General features: G+C 63.3%; 13 protein-coding genes. 8 read left to right on the forward strand and 5 right to left on the reverse strand.

What is annotated here, in order from left to right; genetic code table 11:
* Nucleotides 1-10: 10 nt before the first annotated feature.
* The 8 genes from ACO07C_RS22630 to ACO07C_RS22665 all read left to right on the forward strand — a co-directional run bounded on the left by ACO07C_RS22630 (nt 11) and on the right by ACO07C_RS22665 (nt 9,055).
* On the forward strand, nt 11-1,183 hold the full coding sequence (locus ACO07C_RS22630; protein ID WP_421916383.1) for an iron-containing alcohol dehydrogenase: 1,173 nt from the start codon (nt 11-13) through the stop codon (nt 1,181-1,183).
* 245 nt (nt 1,184-1,428) lie between these two features.
* A complete protein-coding gene (locus ACO07C_RS22635) occupies nt 1,429-2,535 on the forward strand; it encodes an ABC transporter substrate-binding protein (protein ID WP_421916384.1) in 1,107 nt (368 codons plus the stop codon).
* Between the two features lie 186 nt (nt 2,536-2,721).
* On the forward strand, nt 2,722-3,516 hold the full coding sequence (locus ACO07C_RS22640; RefSeq protein WP_421917586.1) for an ABC transporter permease: 795 nt from the start codon (nt 2,722-2,724) through the stop codon (nt 3,514-3,516).
* The gene (locus tag ACO07C_RS22645; protein WP_421916385.1) at nt 3,513-4,304 is read left to right on the forward strand and encodes an ABC transporter permease; all 792 of its coding nucleotides are present in this window, start codon (nt 3,513-3,515) and stop codon (nt 4,302-4,304) included. Before ACO07C_RS22640 ends, ACO07C_RS22645 begins: the two co-directional genes overlap by 4 nt.
* Nucleotides 4,305-4,318: 14 nt before the next feature.
* Complete coding sequence (locus ACO07C_RS22650; protein ID WP_421916386.1) at nt 4,319-5,383, forward strand: ABC transporter ATP-binding protein; 1,065 nt, start codon at nt 4,319-4,321, stop codon at nt 5,381-5,383.
* Between the two features lie 150 nt (nt 5,384-5,533).
* Nucleotides 5,534-7,084, forward strand: a complete 1,551-nt coding sequence (locus tag ACO07C_RS22655; RefSeq protein WP_421916387.1) for a cation:proton antiporter — start codon at nt 5,534-5,536, stop codon at nt 7,082-7,084.
* A gap of 203 nt (nt 7,085-7,287) precedes the next feature.
* Nucleotides 7,288-8,199 (forward strand): endonuclease/exonuclease/phosphatase family protein, encoded by a 912-nt coding sequence (locus ACO07C_RS22660; protein ID WP_421916388.1) that lies wholly within the window; start codon nt 7,288-7,290, stop codon nt 8,197-8,199.
* Nucleotides 8,200-8,209: 10 nt separating this feature from the next.
* Nucleotides 8,210-9,055 carry an EamA family transporter gene (locus tag ACO07C_RS22665; RefSeq protein ID WP_421916389.1) on the forward strand — a complete coding sequence of 282 codons (846 nt, stop codon included), beginning with the start codon at nt 8,210-8,212 and terminating at the stop codon, nt 9,053-9,055.
* Nucleotides 9,056-9,092: 37 nt separating this feature from the next.
* On the opposite strand, the gene ACO07C_RS22670 is transcribed toward ACO07C_RS22665, so the two are convergent.
* The 5 genes from ACO07C_RS22670 to ACO07C_RS22690 all read right to left on the reverse strand — a co-directional run bounded on the left by ACO07C_RS22670 (nt 9,093) and on the right by ACO07C_RS22690 (nt 14,968).
* Nucleotides 9,093-10,331 (reverse strand): MFS transporter, encoded by a 1,239-nt coding sequence (locus tag ACO07C_RS22670; RefSeq protein ID WP_421916390.1) that lies wholly within the window; start codon nt 10,329-10,331, stop codon nt 9,093-9,095.
* A 242-nt stretch (nt 10,332-10,573) separates the two neighbouring features.
* Complete coding sequence (locus ACO07C_RS22675) at nt 10,574-10,882, reverse strand: Dabb family protein (RefSeq protein WP_421916391.1); 309 nt, start codon at nt 10,880-10,882, stop codon at nt 10,574-10,576.
* Between the two features lie 20 nt (nt 10,883-10,902).
* Complete coding sequence (locus ACO07C_RS22680; protein WP_421916392.1) at nt 10,903-12,531, reverse strand: GMC family oxidoreductase; 1,629 nt, start codon at nt 12,529-12,531, stop codon at nt 10,903-10,905.
* A 12-nt stretch (nt 12,532-12,543) separates the two neighbouring features.
* Entirely contained in the window at nt 12,544-13,305 is a 762-nt protein-coding gene (locus tag ACO07C_RS22685; protein WP_421916393.1) for a 3-ketoacyl-ACP reductase, read from the reverse strand.
* A 160-nt stretch (nt 13,306-13,465) separates the two neighbouring features.
* On the reverse strand, nt 13,466-14,968 hold the full coding sequence (locus ACO07C_RS22690) for an FAD-dependent oxidoreductase (RefSeq protein WP_421916394.1): 1,503 nt from the start codon (nt 14,966-14,968) through the stop codon (nt 13,466-13,468).

Raw genomic sequence — 14,968 nt, forward strand, 5'->3', positions numbered from 1 at the left:
AAGACAAAAAATGTCCAAGCTGATCTCCAAATGGAACTACCCCACCACCGTCCGCTTCGGCGCGGGGCGCATCAAGGAACTGCCGGAGGTGCTGGAGGCCACCGGCATCAAGCGGCCGCTGTTCGTCACCGATCCGGGGCTCGCCAAGCTTCCGGTCGTCGCCTCGACGTTGAAGATCCTCGACGACGCCAAGGTTCCCTATGGCGTTTTCTCCGAGGTTCGGCCGAACCCTGTCGAGTCCAACCTGACCGCCGGTATCGAGGTGTTCAAGAAGGGCAAACATGACGGCGTCATCGCCTTTGGCGGCGGCTCGGCGCTCGATCTGGGCAAGCTGATCGCCTTCCAGGCCGGCCAGACACGGCCGGTGTGGGATTTCGAGGATGTCGGCGACTGGTGGACCAGAGCCAATTCGGATGTGATCGCGCCGATCATCGCCGTGCCGACCACGGCCGGCACCGGGTCGGAAGTCGGCCGCGCCGGCGTCATCACCAATGAGGAGACCCATACCAAGAAGGTCATCTTCCATCCCAAGCTGTTGCCGGCCATCGTCATCGCCGATCCTGAACTGTCGGTCGGCATGCCCGGGTTCATCACGGCCGGCACGGGCATGGACGCCCTTGCCCATTGCCTGGAAGCCTATTGTGCGCCGGGCTATCACCCGATGGCCGACGGCATCGCGGTCGAAGGCATCCGCCTCGTTTTCGAAAACCTTCCGAAAGCCTTTGCCAACGGCAAGGACCTTGTCGCGCGGGCCCACATGATGAGCGCCGCCGCCATGGGCGCCACCGCCTTCCAGAAGGGACTTGGCGCCATCCATTCGCTGTCGCATCCAATCGGCGCGCTTTACGACACCCATCACGGCATGACCAATGCCGTGTTCATGCCCTATGTGCTGGCGTTCAACCGCGACTCCATCGAGGAGCGCATTGCCCGTCTCGCCGCCTATTGCGGCATCAAGGGCGGCTTTGATGGTTTCGCCAAGGCGATCATCAAGCTGCGCAAGGAGTTGAAGGTGCCGCATGCGCTGCCGGGGCTGATCAAGGGGCTGGACATGGACAAGAAGCGCAAGGGGCTGATCGCCGACATGGCCGTGGTCGACCCGACGGCGGGTGGCAATCCGGTGAAGCTGACCAAGAAAGCGGCCCTGACATTGCTCGAGAACGCCATTGCCGGGACCGTCTGAGGCGCTTTCCGGCACGGAAAATTGATCTGGAAGGGGATTCCGAAACCAAGGGGGAGGAGGAAAGGCAACTCAGCAACTAATTAGCCGGAAAAAGAGTCGCGGGGCGATTGCTACAACCGGTTAAAAAGAGTTTACTTTTTCGTACTGCGAGCACACGGTTTCACAAAGCTTTCATCTGGCTGTCACATGAAAGCGATACCGGGGATCGCAGGCGTCCAACGGCGTCAGTTCAACGGAGAGAACACATGTTCAAATTCACGGGGAAAGTGCTTTCCCTTTCGGCCGCGGCCCTCATGGTGTCGTCGGTGATTTCGTCCGCGGCTTCGCTGGACGATCTCGTCAAGGCTGCAAAGGCTGAAGGCCAACTCACGACCATCGCCTTGCCGCATGACTGGTGCGGTTATGGCGATGTCATCGCCGGCTTCAAGGCTAAGTATCCGGAAATCAAGATCAACGAACTCAACCCCGATGCCGGCTCCGGCGACGAGGTCGAGGCGATCAAGGCCAACAAGGACAACAAGGGCCCGCAGGCTCCCGACGTCATCGACGTTGGCCTGTCCTTCGGTCCGACCGCCAAGGCCGATGGCCTGTTGATGCCCTACAAGGTATCGACCTGGGACTCGATCCCGGACAGCGCCAAGGATGCCGATGGCGCCTGGTACGGCGACTATTACGGCGTTCTGTCCTTCATGGTGAACAAGGACCTGGTCAAGGAATCGCCCAAGGACTGGGCCGATCTCCTGAAGCCGGAATTCGCCAACTCGGTCGCCCTTGCCGGTGACCCGCGCGCTTCGAACCAGGCTATCCAGGCTGTGTACGCCTCGGGCCTGTCGACGGGCGCCGCCGCTGGTGAAGCCGCCGGCAAGGCAGGCCTCGACTTCTTCAAGAAGCTCAATGCCGCCGGCAATTTCGTTCCGGTCGTCGGTAAGCCCGCGACCCTCGCCCAGGGCCAGACCCCGATCCTGATCAATTGGGACTACAACGCTCTCGCTGGCCGCGACACGCTGAAGGGCAACCCGCCCGTCGACGTTGTCGTGCCGAAAACCGGCGTTGTCGCCGGCGTCTACGTGCAGGCGATCAGCGCCTACGCGCCGCATCCGAACGCGGCCAAGCTCTGGATGGAATACCTCTATTCCGACGAAGGCCAGATCGCCTGGCTGAAGGGCTATTGCCACCCGATCCGCTTCAACGATCTCGCCAAGAACGGCAAGATCCCGGCGGACGTGCTGGCCAAGCTGCCGCCGGCGGAATCCTATGCCGAAGCCGCGTTCCCGACGCTCGACGAGCAGGGCAAGGCCAAGGAAGCCATCAGCAAGAACTGGGACGCCGTTGTCGGCGCCAACGTCAAGTAAGACTTGAATCCACCGGGCGGCCGGCAGGCCGCCCGGCCTTTCCTCGAAGACGGTAGCCGGCGCATGACCGATCTCTCGCTTTCAAATCAGTCAATTGGCACCAAATCCGCGCCGCCGAACGAGGCGACCGCTTTTCGCCTGCCGACGCAATGGATCGGCGTGGCGCCGTTTTTCATTTTTACCATTATGTTCCTGATCCTGCCGACGCTCTATCTCGTCGTCGGAGCTTTCCAGGACGCGAACGGCCAGTTGACGCTGGACAACATCCTTCAACTGGTTAGCGACCCATCCATCAGCAATGCCTACTGGGTTTCGATCAAGATTAGTTTCTGGTCGGCCATCATCGGGGCGTTTGCCGGGCTGGCACTGGCTATTGCGATCGTGCGCGGCGGCCTGCCCAACTGGATACGCTCGGCGACCCTGACATTTTCCGGCGTTGCCTCGAACTTCGCCGGCTTGCCACTTGCCTTTGCGTTCATAGCGACGCTCGGTCGCGTCGGCATCGTAACGGTGATCCTGCGTGACTGGTTCAACCTAAACATATACGCGATGGGGTTCAATTTCCTGACCACGGCGGGGCTGATCGTGGTCTACCTGTTCTTCCAGATTCCGCTGATGGTCGTCATCATCGTGCCGGCGATCGACGGACTGAAAAAGGAATGGGGCGAGGCCGCCGCTACGCTCGGCGCCACCCAGGGGCAGTATTGGCGCATGGTTGTCATACCGGTGCTTTGGCCAAGCTTCCTCGGCACCGTCATCCTCTTGTTCGCCAATTCCTTCGGCGCCATCGCCACCGCCTATGCATTTGCCGGTCCGCAGTTGAACATCGTCCCGATCAAGCTCTACTCGCAGATCAATGGCGACGTGCTGCACAACCCGCAACTCGGCTACGCCATTGCCTTCGGCATGATCGTGATCACCGGGCTTGCGAATGTCTTCTACATCTGGTTCCGGACGCGTTCGGAGAGGTGGCTCAAATGAAGTCGGGAAAATTCTGGGCCTGGGTCGTCTTCGCGCTCAGCGCGGCGTATTTCTTCATTCCGCTGCTCGCGACGTTCGAGTTTTCGCTACGCCTACGGCGCGGCGTCCATTCCTTCGACGCCTACCAAATCGTGCTTGGCGATCCACGCTTCCAGGCAACGTTCATGTATTCGGTGATCGCCGCCGTCTTCACAATCATCCTCGGTGTGCTGGTCGTAGTGCCGGCGGCCTACTGGATCCGGCTGCGGCTTCCGCAGCTGCGGCCAATCGTGGAGTTCATCACGCTGCTGCCACTGGTCATCCCGGCCATCGTCATCGTCTTCGGCTATATCCGCATGTACGGCTCGAATTCGCCGCTGCCATTCCTGGCGAGTGACCTGGGCGCCAGTGCATTGCTGGTGATTGGCTATGCGACCTTGTCGCTGCCCTATATGTACCGCGCCGTCGATACGGGGCTTCGCACCATCGACGTTCGCACACTTACCGAAGCGGCGCAGATTCTCGGCGCGGGCTGGTCGACAATCATCACGAGGGTTATCCTGCCCAATGTGCTGATTGCGGTGCTGTCCGGCGCGTTCCTGACCTTCGCGATCGTTATCGGCGAGTTCACAATGGCGAGCCTGCTCAACCGCCCGGCCTTCGGGCCTTACCTGCAGAACATCGGCGCCAACCGCGCCTATGAGCCTGCAGCCCTTGCCGTCATCGCCTTCGCCATCACCTGGGGCTGCATGTCGCTCATCCAGATCCTGTCCCGCTTTGCGCCGAAATCGGCGAACCGCCCGAATTGATCGAGAGAAAAGCCATGGTCGAGCCATTCCTGTCCATCCAGCATGTGCGAAAGTCCTACGGCACCAATACCGTGGTGCAGGATTTCAGCCTTGACGTCGAACCTGGCGAGTTCGTCTCGTTTCTCGGTCCGTCGGGTTGCGGCAAGACCACGGTGCTGCGCATGGTCGCCGGTTTCGAGGAGCCTTCAGGCGGCAAGATCATCGTCGGCGGCAAGGACATCACGCGGCTGAAGCCCAACCAGCGCAATGTCGGCATGGTGTTCCAGGCCTACGCGCTGTTCCCGAATCTCACCGTGGCGCAGAACATCGCATTCGGACTGAAGGTCGCCGGCATGCCGAAGGCTGACGCCGACAAGCGTGTCGCCGAGATGCTCGACATCATCAAGCTGCCGCAGATGGGCGATCGCTATCCCTACCAGCTCTCCGGTGGCCAGCAGCAGCGTATCGCGCTGGCGCGGGCAATCGCGCCCAAGCCGAAGCTCCTGCTGCTCGACGAGCCGTTGTCGGCGCTCGACGCCAAGGTGCGTGTGTCGCTGCGTGAGGAAATCCGTTCGATCCAGAAGAAGCTAGGCATCACCACGATCTTTGTGACGCACGACCAGGAAGAGGCGCTGTCGATCTCGGACCGCATCGCCGTCATGTATGGCGGCAAGGCCGAGCAGGTCGGCACGCCGTTCGAGATTTACAACAGGCCGGCAACCAAGTTCGTCGCCAATTTCGTCGGCACTCTGAACGTGCTCGAGGGCACCGTCACCGATGCCTCGTCTGGGACGGTCAGGGTCAACAACGAGCACGTCTCGCTGAAGGGCAAGCTCAACGGTTCCAAGTCCGGCGATACGCTGTCGCTTGCGCTGCGGCCGGAGGCCATTTCGCTGGGTCGCCAGCCCGGCCGGGACTCAAGCCTTTCGGGCGAGATCTCGGAGGTGCATTTCCTCGGCTCGGTGATCCGGGTTCGTGTCGGCATCGGCGGCAACACGGTGTCGCTCGATACATTCAACAGCCCGGCGGCTCCGCCGCCCGCTGTCGGCGAGAAGGCCGAGATTTCCTTCTCCTCGAACGACATGCTGGTGCTCCACTAGGCGCTCACGCGGCCGTTTGGAGTGCATGACGAACTGCTCAAACGGGGCGGAATTGCCGGCGTTGGGTTTCGCCGCACGGCATCGGCGCCGGGCTTCCATTCAAGTGACTTTGCTACTGCCAATCGTTCCGTTCGGCCGCTACGATAGGGCATGGCCCTCTTCGAACTGACGCTTGTCCTGTTGTTGATTGCCGTCGCTTTGACAGCGGTGTCACGGCGCGTGCAGATTCCCTATCCTTCGCTGCTGGCCCTGGCGGGCGCGGGCATCGCCTTCCTGCCGGGAGTGCCAAGGATCGAGATCGATCCGGAACTGGCGCTGGCCCTGTTCATCGCGCCGGTGCTGCTCGACGCCGCCTACGACACGTCGCTGCGCGACCTCAATCGCTACCGCGTGCCGCTGTTGCTGCTGGCGCTTGGTGCCGTCTTGTTCACGACGGCGACCGTGGCGCTGGTCGGGTGGACTATGGCAGGCCTGCCGATCGCCGCGGCCATAGCGCTTGGCGCCATCGTCGCGCCGCCCGATGCCGTCGCGGCTTCGGCGGTGCTTGGCCAGTTCAAGGTTCCGCACCGCATCACCGCCATCCTGCAAGGTGAAAGCCTGCTCAACGACGCGACGGCGCTGCTGATCTATCGCATTGCCGTGGCCGCCGCTCTCGGCCCGATCCTGTTGAGCAGTGCCGCGCCGGTGGTTGCATTGTCGACGGTTGGCAGCCTTGCGGCCGGCTACGTATTCGGCCGCCTGTCTCTCGCCACGCTTGGTCGCATCGAAGACGCAGCCAGCAGCACCGTGCTTCAGTTTGCAAGCACTTTCGGCGTCTGGATCCTGGCCGACAGGCTGGGCCTTTCCGCCATCATCACCATCGTCGTCTACGCCATGACGCTTGCGCGTACCGCGCCGCGCCACATGTCGGCCAGAAAACGCGTCAGTTCCTATTCGGTATGGGAAACCGCCGTCTTCGTGCTCAACGTGCTGGCCTTCGTGCTGATGGGCCTGCAAGCTCGGTCGATCGTCGAGCGGCTTGCCGGCGCCGGACAATTCAGCGCGTTCGTCTTTGCCGCGACGGTCCTGGCTGTCGTCATCGTTTCGCGCCTCGTCTGGGTGCTGGGCTGCGGGGTGGTCATCAGGGCGCTGGCGCGGTTCGGCAGCGCCGAGCAGCGACGGGACGCGCCGTCGGTTCGCGGCGGCCTGCTGATTGGCTGGTGCGGCATGCGCGGTCTCGTCACCCTTGTGGCGGCGATTGCCTTGCCGCACGATTTTCCCGGCCGCGACCCGATCGTGCTCGCTGCCTTCGCGGTCGTTCTCGGCACGCTGGTGCTGCAGGGCATGAGCCTGAAGCCGCTGTTGCGCCTGTTGCGGCTCGATCCGGACCAGACCGTCGAGCTGGAAGTGACACAGGCGCGCATCGCCATCATGCAGGCCGCATTGAACGTGTTGAGCGGCAAGACCTCGAATGCCGCGGCTGCGGTACGCGAGCAGTACTCCGCGCAGCGCACGCTCGCCGAAAATCCCGACGACGCCAAGGCCGTGACCGACTACGACAAGTTGCGCCTCTATGCCATCAAGAGCCAGCGCGATGCGCTGGAGGAGCTGCGCCGCAACGGCACGATCGGCGACGAAGCCTATCACCGCCTGGAGGAAGAGATCGACTGGACCGAACTGGCGGCTTCCCCGCCGGGCCGGTTCCAACCGCTGACGACCTGACACGACATCCGGACCGGTGCTGCTCGCCGGGCGCGACGCGTCATTTCCCGACGCACGGGGGACACTCCGGTGTCGTGGAATCGGTTCATGATCCGGCAAGGTGGAAACGGGGAGGCTGCTGGCACAAGCCCCTTTCATGATCCTGCACATTGCAACCCTGATATCGAACCGTTACTCCCTTGCGAAACTAAGCCGGATAATCAATGAAGCTGGTCAGCTACAACATTCAGTACGGGTTTGGCGGCGATGGCCACTACGATCTGTCGCGTGCCGCGCGCATCGTTGATGGCGCCGACATCATCGCCTTGCAGGAGGTGGAGCGGCATTGGCAGCGGACCAATTTCGACGACCAGCCGGCCATTCTCTCCAGCCTGCTGCCCGACTATCACTGGGTCTATGGGCCTGCCTTCGACATGGACGCCAGCGAGCGGCGGGATGGTCGAATCGTCAACCGCCGGCGGCAGTTCGGAACCATGGTGCTTTCCAAGCTGCCAATCGTCTGGTCGCGGCTGCATGCGCTGCCGATGCGCCGTACCGTGCGTCCGCTCAACACACGCAACGCGGCGCTGGAATGCATGATCCGCACGCCGGCCGGGCCGGTGAGGGTGCTGTCGCTACATCTCGCCCATATCGCGGCGGAGGAGCGGCTGGAACAGATCGATTATCTGCTCGCCGAGCATCGCCGGGCACCGTCGGACGGCGGACCGTGGAGCGGCGCGGATGACGAGCCCGCGCGTAACTGGACCCATGGCGAGAAGGAGCCGGAGAACCCGCTGGCCGCGATATGGATGGGCGATTTCAACATGGAGCCGGGCAGCGCCGAATACCGGCGCATCGTCGGCAGCACTCCCTACCATCGGGGCGCCGCCTATCTCGACGGCTTGGTCGACGCCGCTTCCGTCGCCAGCGCGCCCGGCGAGGATTTCCACACCCATGAGAAGACCATCGACGGCAGGCTGATGAAGCGGCGGCTTGATCACTGCTTCGTCGGCGGCATGTTTGCCGGGCGCGTGAGCTCGGTTAGCGCCGACATCGGCGAGGTCGCTTCGGACCATTTCCCGGTGCGCGTCGACATCGATCTCGAGACATCCCTAGCCGCGCATTCCGGGGGCTGATGAGCCGCATATGACGCTTTTCGTCTTCTTCGCGGTGCTTGCCGCCGCCGCCATGCATGCGATCTGGAATGCGCTGGTCAAGGTCAATCTTGACCGCTTCATGTCGATCACCCTGATGACGCTCGGCATGGGCACCGCCGCACTCGTGGCGCTGCCCTTCGTCGAGATGCCGAAGGCTGAAGTGTGGCCGTACATCATCGCCTCGGTGATTTTCCACATCGGCTACCGGACATTCCTGATCGGCGCCTACAAGGCCGGCGATTTTGCCCAGACCTATCCCCTTGCCCGAGGGACCGCGCCGCTGCTTGCGGCACTTGGCGGCGTATTCGTCGTCGCCGAGGTACCCGGTCCGTTCGCCATCGCCGGCATCGTGCTGTTGTCGGCGGGTACGCTGGTGATGTCGTTTCGCGGCGGCGCGCATCTGGAGAAGCTGAATCTGCGCGCTGTCGGCTACGCTCTGGGCACCTCGATCTTCATCGCCAGCTACACTCTGTCCGACGGCAGCGGGGCGCGGCTCGCCGCCACCGCGCAGAGCTACGCGGCATGGCTGTTCGTGTGCGATGCATTCGGTGCCTTGGTGCTGTGCCTCATTTTCCGGGGGCCAAAAGCCTTGCCGGTACTGGCGGCCAGCTGGAAGACGGGCGCTTTCACGGGCGTGCTCAGCGGCGCGGCCTACTGGATCGTCATGTGGGCGATGACCAAGGCACCGATCGCCTCGGTCGCGTCACTGCGCGAAACGTCGATCCTGTTCGCCATGATGATCTCGGTCTTCGCGCTCGGCGAGAAGATGACGGGCTGGCGCGGTGCGGCCGCGCTCAGCATCGTTGCGGGTGTCGTCGCGCTGAGGATGGGTTGAGGCGAGGCCGACACCGGTAGATGCCGGCTCAGCGCGGTCATGCTCTCGCCGGGACCTCTCCGTCATGCACGGTCATGATCTGCCCGCGTCGTTCCGGACTGAAGCGGATGACCACGATGATACAAACGGCGACCACGCCCGCGAACAGCGCCAGCGCATAGCCGTAGCTTCCCCCGGCGCTTTCAGCGATGCCCGCCTGATAAGGGCCACCATAGGACGCGGCGAGATTGCCGGCCTGATAGATGAAGCCGGGCAAGGTGGCGCGCACCGCGCCGGGCGAAAGTTCGTTCAAATGCGCGGGGATGACGCCCCATGCGCCTTGCACGGCGACCTGCATGATGAAGGCGCCGACGGCAAGCATGACGGGCGTGGTGCTGTAGGCCCACAGCGGAATCGACGGCAGGGCGATGACACAGGCGATGGTGATTGCATTGACGCGGCCGATCTTCTCGGACAGCACGCCGAATGCCAGGCCGCCAACGATGGCGCCGATGTTAGCGACGATGGTGATCCAACTCACCGTGTGCGGGTCAAAGCCGTGCTGCTTCTTCAGGAATGTCGGATAAAGGTCCTGCGTGCCGTGGCTGAAGAAGTTGAAGAACATCATCAGCACAACGGAATAGAGGGCAATGCCCCAGTGCTTTTGAAGCGTTTCGAGGAGCCCAGGCTTGACCGTTTTCTGCGCCTCGACGAAAGCGGGTGACTCCGGGACATGGGAACGGATGAAGAGCACGATCAATGCCGGAATGAAGCTGAGCAGGAACATGGCGCGCCAGCCCACCGTGTAGCCGCCTATCGTCTGCTGATAGAGCAGGCCGTAGACCACCGCGGCCAGAAGGTAACCGGCTGGATATCCGCATTGCAGGATGCCCGAAACCATGCCGCGGGCGCTGGGCGGGATGGATTCCATGGCCAGCGAACTGCCAAGCCCCCATTCGCCGCCCATGGCGATGCCGAACAGGGCGCGCAGCGCCAGGAAGATGCCGAGATTGGGCGAGAAGGCGGCCAGCGCTCCGATCACGGAGTAACTGACGATGTTGAGCATGAGGATGGGCTTGCGCCCGTATTTGTCGGCGAGCATGCCGAAGAAGAACGCGCCGATGAAGCGCGTCGCCAGCGTCAGGAAGAGCGCCTTGGAGACTGCCGGGACATCCGTCTGGAATTCGGACGCGATATCCGAGAGCAGGAATGTCAGGAGGAAGAAATCAAAGGCGTCCAGCGTCCAGCCCAGAAACGACGCCAGGACGGTCTTCTTCTGCTGCGAATTGAGATTCAAGGCTTCCTCCCCCTGTCACAAGGCGTTTCACAAAGAATCCGCCGCGCGGAAGCGGCAATCGATGTGATTGACTGTCCTCGTTCGAGGTACAGTCGCTGACGATATTGGGAAGGCTATCGCGTTCGACCAGTTGGAACGAAGAACTATTCCGAAGACCAGTGGTCACTTTTCCGTAACAAGTCAGGTTCCACGTGTATGCGGTCGAGGCGATCAAAGATGTGGAGCAACGTGGCCGGGGATTTCTAAATATCCAGGTCGAAGACCATCAGTCCGTCCGTGCCGCCCTCGAGCGCCGCCACCAGCCGGGCGCCGGCGCGTTGATGGGCTTCGTGCACGAGATAGGCGTCGCGGGCGGCCGCATCGCGGAAGTCGATGGTGAAGCCGTGGGTAAAACCGCGCGCGAAGGGCTCGGGGCTGACATTGGCGCTGAATTTCACCGCGTCCATGCCGTCGATTACCTTTCGCAGCGCTTCGAGGTCGGCGTGGATCGCCTTCCGCTCGCCGGTGCCGACATCGTTGCGGAATTTGACGAACACGCAGTGCCTGATCATCGGATTGTCCTTCCAGGATTCTATGCGGCGCGATTGCCCGAAAACACCGCCGGCGGCAACGGCTCGCGGCCGAGGATCAGGTCAGCGCCCTTTTCGCCGACCATGATGGTGGGTGCATTGGTGTTGGAGGAGGGGACGCGTGGCATCACCGAGGCGTCGCAGACGCGTAGGCCCTCGATGCCGCGCAGCCGCAGGTCCGGCGTTACGACTGCCATGTCGTCATGGCCCATGCGGCAGGTGCCGACGGGGTGGTGGTCGGTCTTGGAACTGCGGCAGGCATAGTCGATCAGCTCGTCGTCGCTGGCGAGCGATGGACCCGGCAGCACTTCGCGCAGCACGTAAGGAGCAAGCGCCTTTTGCCGCATGATCTCGCGCGCCAGCCTCAAGCCCTTGAGCGACATGGCGCGGTCATAGGGATCGGACCAGTAGTTCGGATCGATCAGGGGGTGATCGGCCGGGTCGGCGCTCTTCAGCCGCACCGTGCCGCGCGAGCGCGGCCGCAGGAAAGCCGAGTTCAGGGTGACACCGGGATTCTTCAATTTCTCGACGCCGGCCTCGATGCCCGAGCCCAAGCCGAGATGGAACTGGATGTCGGGCGAAGCGGCGGTCGGGTCGGCGTACCAGAAGCCGCCGGTCTCGAAGAGGCTGGAGGCCACCGGCCCTTTCTTCAACACCAGGTATTGCAGGCCGGCCCACGCCGTGCGGTGCAGCTTGGCATAGTTGTCGTAGGTGTGGTCGCCCGTGCATTCGGCGATGACGAACAGGTCGAGATGGTCCTGCATGTTGGAGCCAACGCCGGGCAGGTCGTGCACCGGCGTGACCCCCACCGACTTCAGGTGATCGGCAGGGCCGATGCCCGACTGCATCAGGAGTTTCGGCGAGCCGATGGCACCTGACGAGACGATGACCTCGCGGTCCGCGCGCAGGACCGTCTTCTGCCCGCCGGGCCTGTCGACGATTTCGACGCCGATGGCGCGGCCCTTCTCGACGACGATGCGTGTCACCAGCACATCGGTCCTGACGGTCAGGTTCTTGCGCTCGCGGATCGGCTTCAGGTAGGCCACGGACGCGGATGAGCGCCGGGCGTCCTTCTGGGTCAACTGGTAGTAGCCGACGCCTTCCTGGCTGGCGCCGTTGAAGTCCGGGTTGAAGGGAATGCCCATCTCCTGGCCGGCGCGGAAATAGGCCTCGCAGATCGGCAGCGGCGCGATCGGGTTGGAGACGCCGAGCGGGCCCTGGTCGCCGTGGAAGTCGTTGGCATATCGCTGGTTGTTCTCGGCGCGCTTGAAGTAGGGCAGCACGTCGCGATAGCCCCAGCCGGCGAGGCCTTCTTCCTTCTCCCAGGCATCGTAGTCGCGGGCGTTGCCGCGCGTGTAGATCTGGGCGTTGATGGAGGAACCGCCGCCGACCACCTTGGCCTGCGTGTACCAGAACACGCGGTCGTTCATGTGCTTCTGCGGCACGGTCGACCAGCCCCAGGAAGCGATGCCCTTGGTCATCTTGGCGAAGCCCGCCGGCATGTGGATCAGGGGATGCCAGTCCTTGCCGCCTGCCTCGAGCAGAACCACGGAATTGGAGGGTTCTTCGCTCAGCCGGTTGGCCAGAACGCAGCCGGCCGGGCCGGCGCCCACGATGATGTAGTCGGTCATGGCGTTACCTGTTCACAGTCTGGGCACGGACAGCGCGCCGTCGACATTGATGATCGAGCCGGTCGAGAAACCGAGCTTGCCGTGAGCGAGCGTCGCCACCACGGCGCCGATGTCGGCTGTTTCGCCCCAGCGTTTTGCCGGCACCAGTCCACCCTCGATCAAGACGTCGTATTTGGCTGTTACGCCGGCCGTCATGTCGGTGCGGATGATGCCGGGCCGGACCTCGAACACGCCGATGTTTTCAGACGCGAGCCGCAGCGCCAGGTTCTTCACCCACATCGACAGGCCGGCCTTCGAGATGCAGTAGTCGGGGCGTTCGGGCGACGCCATTTCGGCGCTGACCGAGGTGATGGTGATGATGCATTTCGGATGATCGGATGGTGCAGCCAGTATCGCCTTGGCCACGGCCTGACTGAGAAACACGGTGCCGCGCAGATTGATGCCCAGCGTCCAGTCGAAGTTCTCCGGCTTGAGTTCCAGGAGGTCGCCGCGCACCACGGCGCCGACGCCGGCATTATTGACGAGGCAGTCGATGCGGCCGAAGGCGTCCATGGCGGCATCGACAAGGTTGGTATGGCCAGCGAGATCGGCGATGTCGCAGCGGACATAGGCGAATTTCGCGCCGCGCGCGGTGATGTCGGCGGCAAGGCCGTCGGCTGCGGTGTCGGCAAGGTCGGCGACCAGAATGTCAAAGCCTGCATCCGCCAGCGCCTGGGCACAAGCCACCCCGATGCCGCGTGCGCCGCCGGTGACGATGGCTGCGGGGCGGGTCATGGGAGGCTAGCCTTTCGGACGCCGGCGCTGCCCCTCACCCTTACCCTCTCCCGGTGAAGGACGGGGAGAGGGGGATCGCCAGCGTTGCGGCCAAGTCCCTTCTCCCCGTCCTTCACGGGGAGAAGGTGCCGGCAGGCGGATGAGGGGCGGCGCAAACCGATCATGCTGATAGCTCCACCTTGCGGATATGCTCGGCCACCCGCAGCGCTTGTGCCGCGATCGACAGCGCCGGGTTCACGGCGGCCGAGTTGGGCAGGAAGCTGGCATCGACGACGAACAGGTTCCGGTGATCAAACGATCGGCAGAAAGGATCGAGCGGGGCGGTGGCCGGATCGTCGCCCATCTTCACCGTGCCGCATTGGTGCGAAGGGGTCCGCTTGTCGAAGGGGCGCGACAGGACGATCGGATAGCCGCAGGCGCGGAAGTTTTCGCGCATCACCTTGGTCAAGCCGTCGAGCGACTGCATGTTGGAGCGTCGCCACTGCATGACGATGTCCTTGCCGTCGACCGTGATGCGGCTTTCCGGGTCGGGCAGGTCCTCGCACATCAGGTACCAGTCGACGGCGTGCCCGGCCATGAAATCGAGCGCGAATTTCGGCATCGACTTGACGTTGGCCCTCAGCATGTTGCTGTCGATCTTGCCCAGCAACTGCACATTGCCGAGCGGCTTGCCGCCTTTGCCGTCTGACAGATAGTAGTCGTTCAGCATCAGTGTCTTCTGGTAGACGGCGTCGTTGCGGCGGCGCGGATCGATCGCCAGCATGGCGCTCGAATTGTGGTTCATGAAATTGCGGCCGACCTGGTCGGAGCGATTGGCAAGGCCCTTGCCATCGGCCGACGGCGAGCGCAGCAGGATGACCGCCGAATTGACCGCGCCGGCGGAGAGGATGACCAGCTTTGGCGTGACTTTCTTCAGTTCGCCGTTCCGGCGGTAATGGATGGCGGCGATGTTTTTGCCGTCTGGCGCCGCTTCGAGATATTCGACATGGCAGCCGGTTTCGAGCCGGATGTTGCTGTCCTTCAGCGCCGCGGCCAGCGGTGCTGTCTGGGCGTCCATCTTGCCCTGGCCAGTGTTCGGGAAGGCGTCCCAGCCGGTCTTGCCTTCCTTCAGCCAGGTGTCGATGTCGACGCCGAGCGGCAGCGAGGCCGGATGCAGGCCCAAGCCCTTGAGTTCGGCGCGGGCACGGGCGATCGGTGCCTCGTCGGGCACCGGCTTGAAGGCGTAAGGGATCGAATGGAACGGCTCGGTCGGGTCTTCGCCGAGCGCGCCGCGCACGCGGAACAACTGCTCGGCCCTTGAGTACCAGGGCTCGAATTCGTCATAGGAAAACGGCCAAGCCGGCGAGACACCGCCAAAGTGCTCCATGGCGGAAAAGTCTTGCCTGCGGTAGCGGATCAGCACCGCGCCATAGAATTTCGAATTGCCGCCGACATAATAGTAATTGCCGGGATTGAAGGCGGCTCCGCCGGCCTCGCGCCACATCTCCTTCGGCCGGTAGTGGCCGTCGACGAAGATGGAGCGCGTGTCGCGCGCATGCGGCGTTGCCGGCAAGGGTTCGCCGCGCTCCAGCATCAGGATCGAGGCGCCACTTCCGGCAAGGCCGGAGGCGATCGTGGCGCCGCCGATGCCGGAGCCGATGATGACGATATCCGGGTTGCTCAT

Origin of the sequence: Mesorhizobium sp. (assembly GCF_965229135.1) — a bacterium.
Classification (GTDB): domain Bacteria; phylum Pseudomonadota; class Alphaproteobacteria; order Rhizobiales; family Rhizobiaceae; genus Mesorhizobium.

What these genes read in the sequence shown, in the direction of transcription:
- ACO07C_RS22630 (WP_421916383.1), top strand. Translation starts at nt 11, where the DNA reads ATGTCCAAGCTGATCTCCAAATGGAACTACCCCACCACCGTCCGCTTC.
- ACO07C_RS22635 (WP_421916384.1), top strand. Translation starts at nt 1,429, where the DNA reads ATGTTCAAATTCACGGGGAAAGTGCTTTCCCTTTCGGCCGCGGCCCTC.
- ACO07C_RS22640 (WP_421917586.1), top strand. Translation starts at nt 2,722, where the DNA reads ATGTTCCTGATCCTGCCGACGCTCTATCTCGTCGTCGGAGCTTTCCAG.
- ACO07C_RS22645 (WP_421916385.1), top strand. Translation starts at nt 3,513, where the DNA reads ATGAAGTCGGGAAAATTCTGGGCCTGGGTCGTCTTCGCGCTCAGCGCG.
- ACO07C_RS22650 (WP_421916386.1), top strand. Translation starts at nt 4,319, where the DNA reads ATGGTCGAGCCATTCCTGTCCATCCAGCATGTGCGAAAGTCCTACGGC.
- ACO07C_RS22655 (WP_421916387.1), top strand. Translation starts at nt 5,534, where the DNA reads ATGGCCCTCTTCGAACTGACGCTTGTCCTGTTGTTGATTGCCGTCGCT.
- ACO07C_RS22660 (WP_421916388.1), top strand. Translation starts at nt 7,288, where the DNA reads ATGAAGCTGGTCAGCTACAACATTCAGTACGGGTTTGGCGGCGATGGC.
- ACO07C_RS22665 (WP_421916389.1), top strand. Translation starts at nt 8,210, where the DNA reads ATGACGCTTTTCGTCTTCTTCGCGGTGCTTGCCGCCGCCGCCATGCAT.
- ACO07C_RS22675 (WP_421916391.1), bottom strand. Translation starts at nt 10,882, where the DNA reads ATGATCAGGCACTGCGTGTTCGTCAAATTCCGCAACGATGTCGGCACC.
- ACO07C_RS22680 (WP_421916392.1), bottom strand. Translation starts at nt 12,531, where the DNA reads ATGACCGACTACATCATCGTGGGCGCCGGCCCGGCCGGCTGCGTTCTG.
- ACO07C_RS22685 (WP_421916393.1), bottom strand. Translation starts at nt 13,305, where the DNA reads ATGACCCGCCCCGCAGCCATCGTCACCGGCGGCGCACGCGGCATCGGG.
- ACO07C_RS22690 (WP_421916394.1), bottom strand. Translation starts at nt 14,968, where the DNA reads ATGAGCAACCCGGATATCGTCATCATCGGCTCCGGCATCGGCGGCGCC.